Origin of the sequence: Synechococcus sp. GFB01 (assembly GCF_001039265.1) — a bacterium.
Classification (GTDB): Bacteria; Cyanobacteriota; Cyanobacteriia; order PCC-6307; family Cyanobiaceae; genus NIES-981.
The window spans coordinates 1-12,866 of record NZ_LFEK01000019.1 but is presented as its reverse complement, the minus strand read 5'-3'; the positions used below and the strand labels follow the sequence as shown (position 1 = coordinate 12,866).

Annotated in this window: 10 protein-coding genes and 1 pseudogene; 8 read left to right on the top strand and 3 right to left on the bottom strand. The window is 65.6% G+C overall.

The window, feature by feature from the left end:
• Positions 1 to 2: 2 nt before the first annotated feature.
• The 5 genes from SYNGFB01_RS03720 to SYNGFB01_RS12370 all read left to right on the top strand — a co-directional run bounded on the left by SYNGFB01_RS03720 (position 3) and on the right by SYNGFB01_RS12370 (position 5,084).
• Positions 3 to 434: an acyl carrier protein gene (locus tag SYNGFB01_RS03720; RefSeq protein ID WP_048016981.1), complete on the top strand. Its 432-nt coding sequence runs from the start codon at positions 3 to 5 to the stop codon at positions 432 to 434.
• 42 nt (positions 435 to 476) lie between these two features.
• Positions 477 to 1,304: a hypothetical protein gene (locus tag SYNGFB01_RS03715; RefSeq protein WP_152669506.1), complete on the top strand. Its 828-nt coding sequence runs from the start codon at positions 477 to 479 to the stop codon at positions 1,302 to 1,304.
• Complete coding sequence (locus SYNGFB01_RS12965; RefSeq protein WP_072061544.1) at positions 1,301 to 2,599, top strand: beta-ketoacyl synthase; 1,299 nt, start codon at positions 1,301 to 1,303, stop codon at positions 2,597 to 2,599. The genes SYNGFB01_RS03715 and SYNGFB01_RS12965 overlap by 4 nt, the downstream gene beginning before the upstream one ends.
• Positions 2,596 to 3,888 (top strand): beta-ketoacyl synthase, encoded by a 1,293-nt coding sequence (locus SYNGFB01_RS12960; RefSeq protein ID WP_048016979.1) that lies wholly within the window; start codon positions 2,596 to 2,598, stop codon positions 3,886 to 3,888. Before SYNGFB01_RS12965 ends, SYNGFB01_RS12960 begins: the two co-directional genes overlap by 4 nt.
• Positions 3,888 to 5,084 carry a 4'-phosphopantetheinyl transferase superfamily protein gene (locus tag SYNGFB01_RS12370; RefSeq protein ID WP_053068310.1) on the top strand — a complete coding sequence of 399 codons (1,197 nt, stop codon included), beginning with the start codon at positions 3,888 to 3,890 and terminating at the stop codon, positions 5,082 to 5,084. Before SYNGFB01_RS12960 ends, SYNGFB01_RS12370 begins: the two co-directional genes overlap by 1 nt.
• Positions 5,085 to 5,123: 39 nt before the next feature.
• Here the strand turns inward: SYNGFB01_RS12370 and SYNGFB01_RS03700 are convergent.
• Positions 5,124 to 7,987: pseudogene (locus SYNGFB01_RS03700) on the bottom strand (valine--tRNA ligase).
• A 35-nt stretch (positions 7,988 to 8,022) separates the two neighbouring features.
• Here SYNGFB01_RS03700 and SYNGFB01_RS03695 point away from each other — a divergent pair.
• The 3 genes from SYNGFB01_RS03695 to SYNGFB01_RS03685 all read left to right on the top strand — a co-directional run bounded on the left by SYNGFB01_RS03695 (position 8,023) and on the right by SYNGFB01_RS03685 (position 11,182).
• A complete protein-coding gene (locus SYNGFB01_RS03695) occupies positions 8,023 to 9,183 on the top strand; it encodes a DUF2157 domain-containing protein (protein ID WP_048016978.1) in 1,161 nt (386 codons plus the stop codon).
• A complete protein-coding gene (locus SYNGFB01_RS03690; RefSeq protein WP_048016977.1) occupies positions 9,180 to 9,731 on the top strand; it encodes a hypothetical protein in 552 nt (183 codons plus the stop codon). The genes SYNGFB01_RS03695 and SYNGFB01_RS03690 overlap by 4 nt, the downstream gene beginning before the upstream one ends.
• Positions 9,732 to 9,829: 98 nt before the next feature.
• Positions 9,830 to 11,182, top strand: a complete 1,353-nt coding sequence (locus SYNGFB01_RS03685) for a glycerol acyltransferase (RefSeq protein WP_048016976.1) — start codon at positions 9,830 to 9,832, stop codon at positions 11,180 to 11,182.
• 19 nt (positions 11,183 to 11,201) lie between these two features.
• Here the strand turns inward: SYNGFB01_RS03685 and SYNGFB01_RS03680 are convergent, their stop codons facing one another.
• On the bottom strand, positions 11,202 to 12,032 hold the full coding sequence (locus tag SYNGFB01_RS03680) for a mechanosensitive ion channel family protein (protein ID WP_048016999.1): 831 nt from the start codon (positions 12,030 to 12,032) through the stop codon (positions 11,202 to 11,204).
• A 154-nt stretch (positions 12,033 to 12,186) separates the two neighbouring features.
• Positions 12,187 to 12,816, bottom strand: a complete 630-nt coding sequence (locus tag SYNGFB01_RS03675) for a 2OG-Fe(II) oxygenase (protein ID WP_048016998.1) — start codon at positions 12,814 to 12,816, stop codon at positions 12,187 to 12,189.
• Between the last annotated feature and the right edge of the window lie 50 nt (positions 12,817 to 12,866).

The following is a 12,866-nucleotide window of genomic DNA, read 5'->3' as shown; positions in this document are numbered from 1 at the left end:
CCATGACCCAATCTGATTTCACCGCAGAGGAGATTGCAGCCGTCTTCCCCAAGCTCGCAGAGACCATGGCGGAGGCACTCGGCTGCGAAACAGAGGACATCACCCTCACAGCTTCTCTGATCGATGATCTGGATGCTGAGTCGATCGACTTTCTTGATATCGTTTTCCGACTCGAAAAGACCTTCAAGGTCAAGATTCCCCGTGGCAAGATCCTTGAAGACTCTCGTGGCTCTCTCTCTGAGAGTGAGTTCGAGCAGAACGGCGTCGTCACGAGCGCTGGGCTCGAGCAATTGAAAGCCTATCTGAGCGAAGTGCCGGCCGAGCGATTCAAGTCGCCTCTCAACGTCGCTGACGTGCCGCGACTGTTTACGCCCGAAACCTTCTGCAAACTCGTGATCCGTGCGCAGCGTGACCAGGCTGAATCCACTCCGTGAATCAGTGCAGTGACGGCACATCGGTTCAGCGCATTCTCCTTCGTGGATCGCATCACATCGATCAGCGATCCCGGCTTCATCCAAGGAACATTCAGGATCCCGGCCCATCTGAACAGCTTTCCTCAGTCGTTGGTCGCCGAGGCCATCGGCCAGCTGGCAGCCTGGTATGCGATGTCGCATATTGNCTTTGCCGGGAGGCCTGTTGCAGCGTTAGCCGGACAAACCCGATACTTCTCTGATGGACTGCCTGGTGAACTGCTGAACCTGGAGGTCCGCATTGATTCCTGCGACACCGATGCCGTGTCGTACTCAGGTTCTGCACGTGTCGGCGAGAGGCTGGTGCTTGAGCTGATGGATTGTTCAGGTGCGATGCTGCCTCAGGAAGAATTCGACGATCCCAGGAGCCTTGAACAGCAATTCCAGCTGCTCAAGACGACTGGAGCCAAGGAGAGCCGGCTGATGCAGCTGCCTGCCATCATGCCGACCCATCTGGAAGCAGATTCCAGCGGAATTGTGGAAAGCGATCTCATCATTCCTGATCAAGCTGATTTCTTCGACGATCACTTTCCGAAAAAGCCGGTGTTTCCGGCAACGTTGCTGATGCACGCGCTCTCCGCATTGGTCGCGGAGCAGATCAATCGCACTGACCAGGGATCGGATTCACCCAGGCCAACGATTGCCGCCATCCGACGCGTGAAGGTACGCTCATGGATCGCTCCCGGTGATCGCGTCAGGCTGAGAGCCGAAGGTCTTGGTCCTGAGACGGCCTTCAAGGAGATCAAGCTCAGCGCCCGAGTCGGCGACAAGTTGGTTGCCTCGGCAGTAGCCGAGCTCGCCACCAAGGCGGTGGTCATGGAGGGAAAGAGATGAGCGATCGACGTCGTCGTGTTGCCATTACAGGCATCGGACTTGTTACGCCTGTTGGCACGGGCGTGGTCGAAACCTGGCAGTCATTGGTGGATGCTCGCAGTGGAGTGGCACCGATCACGCTGTTTGATGCGAGCGGATTTCCTGTGAGGATTGCCGCCGAAGTCAAGGGTGACGCTTATCTGAACCTGACTGGTCATCGGCGTGTGACGAAAGCTGCAGGCCGGGCCCATCTGTTTGCATTGGCTGCCGCTGAAGAAGCCATGCGCGATGCCGGCATCCGTCCGGAGCCGGCCCATGCCCACCGCTGGGGCTGCGCTGTGGGCACAGGCATGGTCAGCGTGCCTTATGACGAACTGGAAGCTCTGCAACGGGAGGCCACGCGCGACGGAGAGCTGGATACCGATCTCCTGCTCGACAGTTGGATCGGGTCAGATCCGATCGCCTTCTGCAGAAGCCAGGCAGCTCAGGGAGTATCGCTTCTGGCACAACGCTATGGGATCGAGGGTTACACCACATCTGTGCACACGGCCTGCGCATCCGGAGGTCAGGCTGTGGGAACGGGCTTGAAGCTGATTCGACGTGGAGACTGTGATTGGGTGCTTGCCGGAGGGTTTGATTCCATGATCAGCCCGCTGGGGCTGTCAGGATTCTGTCTTCTGAATGCCGTTTCAGACGACAACGATTCTCCACAACAGGCCAGTCGGCCTTTTGATGCGACCCGCAATGGATTTGTTCTGGGCGAAGGGGCCGGTTTTCTAGTGCTGGAAGAGTGGGAGACAGCGCTGAAAAGAGGAGCCACAATCTACTCAGAACTGGCTGGAGAGGGCAATTCGCTCTCCAGTTATCGAATCACCGATTCACACCCATCGGGAGATGGACCGATCCAGGCCATGCAACAAGCCTTGGAGTGTGCTCGGCTCAGACCTGACGAGGTTGATTATCTGAACGCGCACGGCACATCGACTCCCATGAACGATCGCAGCGAGGCAGCCGCAGCGCATGTTGTGTTTGGTGATCATGTTGCGAATGTAGCCGTCAGCTCAACAAAGAGCACAATGGGACATCTGATTGCTGCAGCCGGTGCGGTGGAAGCTGCAGTTTGCGCCTTGGCGCTTCATCACAGAACAATCCCGATCAACGCCAACCTCAACCAGCGGGATCCCGAATGCGATCTTAATTTTGTTTGTGGTCAGGCAATCAAGAGAGATCTTCATGTTGCCATGTCCAACTCACTTGGCTTCGGTGGCTCCAACAGCTGCCTGGTCTTTCGCAGAGCGGAGGATGACCACAGATGAGCCCTCATCGCAACATCGCCATCACTGGATTGAGTGCGATCTGTGCATCCGGCAATAACCCCAACGAAATCTTCGATTCGTTACTCAAGGGCGAAGTTTCAATCTCGGAGATTCAAGGATGGGACATCGAGCGCTGGCCTTGTCGTGCAGGAGGCGTCATCGGCCTCACCCCCAGACAGCTGATCGATGATCGAAAGCTTTTGAAGCTGATCAAGAAGACCGACATGATCGGGATCTATGCCGCCGAGCAAGCTCTTCAGTCAGCCGGGATCAGCGACTATCGCACCACGCTGGATGGCAGCGCCGAGGAATCGTTTGCTGAACGATTCGGAGTGTATGCAGGGACCAGCGCAGGACACTACGATACACAGTATGATTTTCTGCCTTTGATCGCGGAAGCCAACGAAAATCTTCGGTNTTTTGGCGAAAAGCTGAGCGAAAGCGTCAATCCGATGTGGCTGCTTAGGAATCTTCCCAACAACGTTGTTTGTCACGTCGGTATCAGAAACAATCTGAAAGGGGCCAACGCCTGCATCACCAACCACGGCACTAGTGGATCACTGGCCGTCATTGAAGCCTTTGAAGGGTTGCGCATCGGTGATGCCGACCGCGCCGTTGCTGTAGGCCATGAAGCCCCAGTCGAAGCCCAGACGATTCTCTACTACCAGAAGGCAGGACTGCTCACGGAAGCCACTCTCAGCCCCTTTGATGCCCATCGATCCGGAAGCCTTCTTGGCGAAGGGGGAGCGGCACTGGTGCTGGAGACCGAGCAGGCAGCAGCAGAGCGCTCAGCGCCGATCCATGGCACCATTCTTGGCAAGGGATGCAGTTCCGAGGCGCACGGGTTGCTGCCCGTGAGACTGGATGGCGATGGCATCGCGCGGGCCATCCATCTGGCGCTGGAAGAGGCTGGCCTTGAGGCTCGACAGATCGGCATGATCGTGTGCCATGGCAACGGCACCAAAACATCCGACCACTCGGAAGGCGTTGCGATTCGCACAGTCTTTGGAGCGAGCACGCCGCCCATCACCTGCTTCAAGTGGGCCTTCGGACACCCTCTGTCGGCCTCGGGAAGCATCGATACGGTGCTCGCCCTCACGGCACTCGAACGGGGGATCATGCCCGGCATCGCTTCCCTGAAAGCGGTTGATCCCGCGCTGCAGGACCTTCGGATCGCGACGACTGCAATGCAGCCGATCGCGGATACGGCATTGATCCTGTCGCGTGGATTCGGCGGCCAGAACACTGCTTTGATCGTCAGAGGGAAAAGCGCAACCAAATCCGTGTGATGACCACAAGATACCGATGCGGAGTTGATCTCGTTGACATCAATCAGGTTCAGCAACTGATCGACAACGCATCCAGGGATGATCTCCAGCGCATCTTCAGCGAACGGGAGATCACGACTGCCGGCATCACCAAGACTCGTTACGCAAGGCTGGCGGCTCGTTTTGCGGCCAAGGAAGCATGCCTGAAGTTGTTTCCAGGCGAAACAGCGACTGCCGCCATTGATTGTTCTGACTTTTCCGTCGACAACGATGCCTATGGAGCCCCCTTCATCACCCTGTCACCGAAAGCAAGGGCGCTCCTCGATCTCCACGGTATCGAAGACATCTCGATCAGCCTGAGTCATACCCATAGCCAGGCCATGGCCATGGCCATTGCGATCAGGAAAGACTTTGAAGCTCCTCTGATCGGGAAACTGATCTATCGGCTGCTGCCGATCAGACGCCGGCTGATCCTGGCCAACCTTCGGCGGGTCTATGGCAACACCCTGACCGCCAAGGAAATCACGGCGATCGCACAGGCCCATTATGCCCATTTCGTTCGCATGGGCCTGGAGTTCGTCCAGTTCCAGTTTCTGTCAAGAGCCCAGCGGGAGGCCCGGGCACGGGTGGAGAATGCCGACCTTATCATCAACACCCTCAGCAAGGGTCAGGGCGCGATCATTCTCACAGGTCATTTCGGCAACTTCGCTACGGCGATTGCTGCAGGATCCGCCAGCTTTCCCGAAGCCAGAGGCCGCTTCTACTTCGTACGCAGACCGCTGCAACCCCAATGGNTTGATTCACTGATCGGCAAACATTTCGAACGCTCCGGCTTCAGCAGCCTCCCCAAGCGAGGCTCCATTGAGGCCATCCTCGACTGCCTTGAGGCCGGCAATGCCCTGGTCTTTCCCTTCGACCAGTTCGCCACCGGGAAGGGCAGCATCAAGGTTGACTTCTTCGGATATCCCACGAAATCCTTCCGCAGCCTGGCCCTGATTGCCCTCACGTCCGGGGCACCCGTCTTTCCAGCGTCGAGCTGGCGAGACGAGAACGGCAACCATGTCGTTCGTTTTGAAGAACCCTTGCACCTGGTTGAAGCCCCCAATGCCAAGGAGGAGATCCTTCTCAACACGCGCCTGTTCAATGCCAGCCTGGAACGACTGGTGCTGCGACACCCCGATCAGTGGTGGTGGGTGCACAGGCGCTGGCGAAAGTAGCCTCAACCGAGCCCCCTCCCAACTGTCCGGCGCTGCAGATCAGGCGAGATCCTGCAGTCGCCGCCGTGCGAGCGCAGCCTGGGCCTCCGCGTCCGCAAGGTTGGCGCGGCACTCGGCCACCACCTCCGGCGGGGCTTTGTCCGCAAAGCTGGGATTGGCGAGGCGGGCGGCCAGGCCCCTGATCTCCTTCTCGGCTTTGGCGATGTCCTTCTCCAGCCGGGCGCGCAGGGCGTCGAGGTCGACCAGTCCCTCGATCGGCAACAGCACCTGAAGCTCCCGCTCACCCGGCCAGGGCCCTGGCGGCCGGGGCTGNCGGGGCTGCCTCCGCCGCCGCCGGATCGAGCACCTCCAGGGAGTCGGCGCGGGTCAGAGCGGTGATGTCGGCACTGGCGGCGCGGAGCACCGAGGCCAGGGCAGCGCGACCGGTGACAAAGCGCACCGGCACGCTCTGGCTGGGCTTGAGACCAGCCACGGCCCGCAGGTTGCGCACCACCCGGATGGCCTCGATCAGGTCGGTGAATGACGCTTCGAGGTCATCATCGAGGGCGGCGACGTCGACCGCCGGCCAGCTCTGAAGAGCCAGGAACACATGCTCCGACGCACCGGTCAGGGCATGCCAGATCTCCTCGCTCAGGTGGGGCATCAGCGGGTGCAGCATCACCAGCAACTCACTGAGCAGCTTGGCCAGCACCTGGCGGGCGGTGCGCTGATCGGCCAGGGCGGCCGGAGCGGGAGTCGCGCCCGGATTCAGCCGCCGCTTGATCAGCTCCAGATACCAGTCGCACACCTCGTTCCAGGCGAATTCGTAGAGGCCCTTGGCCGCTTCGCCCAGTCCGTAGCTGCCGTAGCGCTCCGCCGTGTCGCGGTTCACCCGCGCCAGCCTGGAGAGGATCCAGCGGTCGGCCAGCTGGAGCGCCGCCGATCGGGTGCACCCAGCTCTCCGGAGTCTCGCCGCCCAGATTGATCAGGGCGAAACGGGTGGCATTCCAGAGCTTGTTGGCGAAGTTGCGCGAGGCCTCCACGGTGGCGGAGGTCTCGGCCTGGCGGTCGTAGTCGAGGCGGATGTCCTGACCGGCGCCGGCCACCTCGCGCACCAGGGCGAAGCGGAGCGCATCGGCGCCGTAGCGATCGATCAGCAGCAGCGGATCGATGCCGTTGCCGGCGCTCTTGCTCATCTTGCGGTTGTTCTCATCGCGCACCAGGCCGTGGATGTACACATCGCGGAAGGGGATCCAGGCCGCCGGGTCACCGTCGCGCTCACCCAGCANNGCGCCGGCCATCATCGTCATCCGGGCCACCCAGAAGAAGATGATGTCGAAGCCCGTCACCAGCACGCTGGTGGGATACCAGCGCTGCAGATCGGCGGCGTGCTCATCCGGCCAGCCGAGGGTGGAGAAGGGCCAGAGACCGCTCGAGAACCAGGTGTCGAGGGCATCGGGATCCTGCTCGAGCACCAGGGGGTGGGCATGGGTGCCACCACCAAATTGGGCCTCGGCCTTGGTGCGGGCTTCCGCTTCATCGCGAGCCACCACGTAGGGCGTGCTGTCGGTGATCGCCCCACCGGTCTCGCTCACCACGAACCAGGCGGGGATGCGATGGCCCCACCACAGCTGGCGCGAGATGCACCAGTCGCGGATGTCGGTGAGCCAGTCGCGGTAGACCTTGGCCCAGCGCTCCGGCACGAAGCGGGGCTGGAGCTGATCCAGCGCCTCGCGGCAGCGGGCCGCCAGGGGCTCGGCGCGCACGAACCACTGGGTGGAGAGCAGCGGCTCCACGGGCACCTTGCCGCGATCGGAGAACGGCACGCTGTGGCGGTAGGGCTCCACCTTGACCAGGAAGCCGCCCTCCTCCATGGCCGCCACCACCGCCTTGCGGGCCTCGAAGCGATCTAGGCCGGCGAAGCGCCCTGCCGCTTCGTTCATCGTGCCGTCCCTGGCCATCACCGTGACGAGCGGCAGGTCATGGCGCTGGCCGATGGCGAAGTCGTTGGGGTCGTGGGCGGGGGTCACCTTGACGCAGCCGGTGCCGAACGCCGGATCGACGTGGTCGTCGGCGACGATCGGGATCCGCCGCCCCACCAGCGGCAGGCTGAGGGTCTGCCCCACCAGGGCGGCGTAGCGGGGATCGGCGGGATTCACCGCAACGGCGGTATCCCCCAGCAGGGTCTCGGGCCGGGTGGTGGCCACCTCCAGGTGGGTGCGCCCGTCGGCGGCGGGCCCCTCGCTGAGCGGATAGCGGAAGTGCCAGAGGTGGCCGTCCACCTCCTTCATCTCCACCTCCAGATCGCTCACGGCCGAACCGGAGGCCGGACACCAGTTGACCAGGTATTCGCCCCGGTAGATCAGCCCCTGCTCATGGAGCCGGTTGAAGGCCTCCACCACCGCGGCGCTGCAGCCGGCATCGAGGGTGAAGCGCTCCCGCTGCCAGTCCAGCGAATATCCCAGGCGGCGGAGCTGGCCCTTGATCGTGCCCTCACTGTGCGCCTTCCACTGCCAGGCCCGCTCCAGGAACGCCTCGCGCCCAAGCGCGTGCCGGCTGGTGCCCTCCGCCTTGAGCTGCTTCTCCAGCAACGTCTGCACGGCGATCGAGGCGTGGTCGGTGCCGGGCAGGCACAGCACGTTGCGGCCCCGCAGGCGCTGGAAGCGCACGATCGCGTCGATCAGGGCCGCCTCGAAGCCGTGGCCCATGTGCAGGCTGCCGGTCACGTTCGGCGGCGGGATCACCACCGCGAACGGCTCGCCGGGAGCGTCGGGGTCGGGGTGGAAGGCGCCGCTGCTCTCCCAGGCCCGTTGCCAGCGGGCTTCGGTGCCCGCCGGGTCGTAGGTCTTGGGCAGAGCCGCCTCGGGAACTGCGGTGGCGGCGACTGTTTCGGACACAGCGGCAGAGCGGTCTGGGGTCCCCATGCTCTCAAAGGGCAGCGGCGCAGCTAAGCAGGGATATGGCCCTCCCCCTGAGCGAGCAGTTACGGCGCTGGAGGGAGGCCGGCCTGATCGACGCGGCCACCGCCGAGGCGATCGCGGGCTGGGAGGCTGGCCAGCCTGCAAGCGCCCCGCTGGGCCTGCCGGTGCGCCTGGCCCTCAGCCTTGGCGCCGTGCTGCTGGCGGCCGGGCTGCTGCTGTTTGTGTCGGCGCACTGGGACGGACTCGCACCCGGCAGCCGCTATGCCCTGGTGCTGAGCGCCGTGATCGGTCTCCATGCCCTGGCCGCCGCCGCCGCACCGGGCCTGCCGTCGCTGACCACGGCCCTGCACGCGGTGGGGTCGGTGGCCCTGGGGGCCGGCATCTTCCTGAGCGGCCAGATCTTTCACATCCAGGCCCACTGGCCTGCCGGGCTGCTGCTCTGGGGCCTGGGCGCCAGCGCCGGCTGGTGGCTGCTGCGCCAGTGGCCGCAGCTGATGCTGGCGCTGCTCACCATGCCGGCCTGGCTCTGCGGCGAGTGGCTGGTGCTCGGCGAGAGGGTCAGCGGCGGCCGGCTGGAGGCACTGCCGGCGGCGGGGCTGGTGCTGACGGCCGGGCTGCTGCTGCTGTCTCTGGCCTACCTGGGCGCCCCCTGCGGACCCACCACCAGCCCGGCGCGCCAGGTGCTGCTATGGGTCGGTGGCCTGGGGCTGTTTCCGATGGCGGTGGCCTGGGGCCTGGTCAGCGCCGTCGACCACGATGCGATCGCCCAGCTGCCGCCCGCTGTGATGGCGATCGGCTGGGCGACGGCCCTGGGCGGCCCGCTGCTGCTCGGCTGGCGGCTGCGTCGCCGTGAGGCCTGGCCGCTGCTGGTAGCGATCGCCTGGCTGCTCATCGCTCGGATCGTTCCGAGCGGGCAGCCGCTGAGCTTCGCGTGGTGGGCGGTCGGCGGGGTGCTGCTGGCGCTGTGGGGCAGCCGGGACGGCCGGCCGGAGCGCGTCAACCTCGGTGCGGTGGTGGTGGCGCTCAGCCTGATCAGCTTCTATTTCTCCGAGGTGATGGCCAGGCTGGATCGCTCCGCCAGCCTGGTAGGGCTGGGGGTGGCGTTCCTGCTGGGCGGCTGGCTGCTGGAGCGATGGCGCCGCCGCCTGGTGGGCCGCATCCGCGGCGACGGAACCGCGGTCAGCGGAGCCGGGCGATGAGCGGCAATCGCCCAGGGCTCCTGCTGCAGCGGTTGCGGCGCCAGCCGCGCCGGGCCGGCCTTCTGCTGGCTGCCGTGCAGGCCGGCCTGCTGCTGCTGCTCGGCGGCCAGATGCTGCTGGAGCGGCTCAGCCGGCCCCACGGCTGGGGGCTGACCGCGCCGGTGGATCCGAACCTGCCGATCCGGGGCCGCTACATCCAGCTGGGGCTGCGTGTTCCGGCACCGGCCCTGGCGCTGAGCACCTCCACCAGCGTGCGGCTGGTGGCGCGAAACGGGCTGGTGCAGGCGATCGACCCTGCTCGAGCCCTGCCCGGCTCCACTGAGCCGCTGCCGGCCTTGATCCTGCCGGATCGGGGTGAGGCGGTGGCCCAGCTGCGCCAGCCGCTGGCTTTCTTTCTGCCTCCACAGGTGCCGGATCCCTCGCTGCGGCCCGCAGGCGAGCGGCTCTGGGTGGAGGTGACCCTGCCGGAACGGGGCGCCCCACGACCGCTGCGCCTGGGGGTGGCCCGCGAGGGGAGCGTGGCGATCGAGCCGCTGCGGCTCCGCTGAGGCCGACTCGAGCGTCAGGGGCCCAATGGCGGGCGCCGGAGCGTCAGGGGCATTCCCATGCCAGGGTTCGCTCGAACCGGCTGACCGCCGCCGCACGGATGCCTGCCGCCCCGCCCCTGGACTTCCTGCCGCCCCGCCTCGATGGACGGGTGCTGGCCCTGGCCCGACTGGTGCTGCCGCTGTGGCTGAGCCGGCGCAGCCGCATCCGCGAGCTCACGGTGCGGCATGGCGAGCGGCTGGTGCGGGCGATGCAGGCCTTCGAAACCGGCGAGAGCCGGCTGCTGCTGGCCTTCCGCCATCCCAGCAGCAGCGATCCGCTCTGCCTGGCGGCGCTGCTGTGGCGTGAACTGCCGCGCCAGGGCCGGCGACTGGGGCTGCCCCTGCGGCGGACGCCCCACAGCTTCTTCCTCTACGACCGGGGCATCCCCCTCTGGGCCGGCGCGCCGGTGGGCTGGCTGCTGCAGCGGCTGGGAGGCAGTTCGATCCTGCGCGGCCGGCTCGATACGGCGGGGCTGCGCTCGGCCCGCGAACTGCTGCTGCATGGCTGCCACCCGTTCGCCGCGGCACCGGAGGGGGCCACCAACGGCCACAACGAGCTGGTGAGCCCGCTGGAGCCGGGCATCGCCCAGCTGGCCTTCTGGACCGCTGAGGATCTGCGCAAGGCGGGACGCAGCGAAGCGATGACGGTGCTGCCGATCGGCCTTCAGTACACCTGGAGCCTTCCGGTCTGGGAGGCGATCGAGCAGCTGCTGAGCCGGCTGGAGAGGGACGCCGGGATGGCTGCAGCCGTCGACCGCAGCCTGCAGCCCGACCTCCTCTACACACGGCTGCTGGCTGAGTCCGAGCGGATGCTGACGCTGATGGAGCACTTCTACAGCCGCGCCTACCAGCGCTCTCTGCCGGAGGTGCCGGAGCTGCCGGAGCTGCCGGAGCTGAGCGAGCGGCTGCAACGGCTGCTGACCACGGCGCTGGAGGTGGTGGAGGAGTCGTTCGGGATCCGGCCCTCGGGCAACCTCGGCGAGCGCTGCCGGCGGCTGGAGCAGGCCGCCTGGGAGCGCCTCTACCCGCCGGTCGGCGACGGGGAGGAGCGCTGCCCCCTGCAGCGGGGCCTGGCCGACCGGCTGGCGGAGGAGACCGAACGGCGGCTCTGGCACATGCGGCTGGTGGAGACCTTCACGGCGGTGAGCGGCAGCTACGTGCGGGAGCAGCCCAGCCAGGATCGCTTCGCCGACACCCTGCTGCTGCTCTGGGACACCCAGTGCCGCCTGCTNGGGGGGAACCCGGCCCGCAGACCCCTGCTGGGGCCGAGACACGTGCTGATCAGCATCGGCGAACCGATCCGCGTGGAGGAGCGGCTGGAGGGCTACCGGCAGGACCGCCGCGGCTGTGTGGCCCGACTCACGGCCGATCTGCAGCGGTCCCTCGAGGATCTGATCGTGCCGACAGCCTGAGGGCGACCCCGGCCGCCGATCAGTTGGTCGAGCCTCCCTGCATCGCCACAGGGATGCGGGGCACGGGGAAACCGGCGCGCCCGAGCACATCCACAATCATCCGGTTGGTGTCGAAATACACCTGCCAGTAGTTGCTGGTGTGCGTGTAGGGGCGCACCGCCAGCTTGGGGCCGCGTTCGGTGAACTCCAGCACCTCCACATCTCCCGCCATGCCTTCGTACTGATTGGGCACACTGCGCAGACCCTCCCGCAGCAGATCGATGGCCCGGCCCACGTCGGCGGAATTGTCCAGCTGAGCCACGAGTTCCACGCGGCGATAGGGCTTGGTGGAGTAGTTGACGATGTTGTCGCCGAACAGCTTGGCGTTGCCCACGAAGTGGCGCACGTTGTCGGGCGAGGTGATCGCGGTGACGAACATGCCCACCTCATCCACGGTGCCCTCCACGCCGCCGGCGCGGATGTAGTCGCCCACATTGATGGGCCTGAAGATCTGCAGGAACACGCCGGCGGCGAAGTTGCCCAGCAGCCCGCTCCAGGCCGCGCCGATCGCCACGCCGGCACCGGCCAGCAGGGCGGCGAAGCTGGCGGTCTGAATGCCGAAGAAACCGAGGATGGCCACCACCAGCACCACCCGCAGCAGAGCGCCGAGGATGTTGATCAGGTAGCCGATCACCGTGACGTCGAGGGTGCCGCGGTTGAGGATCCGGCGGATCACCCGCAGGGCGATCTGAATCAGCCAGCCGCCCACGATCCAGAGGGCGACCGCGCCCACCAGCTTGAACAGGAAGGGAATCAGCAGCGCTGAAATCGCCTCAAGCGGAATAAGTGCCAGCGGACCCTGAACAACCATGACAGCCAGCATGAGCGGCGAGCCGATTTCTCAACGCCAGAAAAGTAGCGCGGCAGGCCGGCAAGCAACCGGGCAGCTTCAGGATCGGCGTATGGGCATCAGGATCCGTCGCTGGGCAGCCGGGCTCTGCCGTTGCCGCCGGACTGCGCTCCGGTCAGGCCGCCAGCCGCTTCAGGTAGCCCTCCAGGGTGCCGGCATTGATCCAGCCGGTGGCGATGGTCTTGCTGTGCTCCTGGCTCACGCGACCGCGGTGGATGTGCGACACGCCCGCCGGGAAGATCAGCAGCTTGCCCCGCTCGGCCTGCTCATGGTGGTGCTGCCAGTGGAACTCGGTGCCGCCCTCGGGCAGGCTGTTGCAGTAGAGAATCCAGGCCAGCACGCGGGCTTGGGGCTCGGTGGCCTCGTCGCTGAGGGTCCAGTCGCAGTGCCAGCGCCGGAACCCCTCCCCCGGGGCGTAGCGCTGCAGGTTGAAGATCGGGTTCACGAACAGGCTCTGGTGCGGGCAGCAGTCGCGCAGCAACGGCCGCTCCTGCAGATACCGCTCCAGGGCCGCGTTCACGCCTCGCAGGATCACCTCGGCCAGGGCGAAGGCCTCCGGGTCGCTGCGGTCGATCGCCACCAGGCTGATGTCGGTGGAGAGCTTGGCGGGTTCGCCGCCCTCACCATCCGGTCCGAAGGCGATGCCGGGACGGTGCAGGTCGGCGCGGCGCTCGAAGAAGGCCATCACCCCGTCGGCAAGGGCCTCGAAGCCGGCATTGCGATAGGCGGCGATCAGCTCGGTCATGGGGTGCGGGTTCCAGGGCACGGGCACCAGGGCCTCCAGCTCCGCCAGCG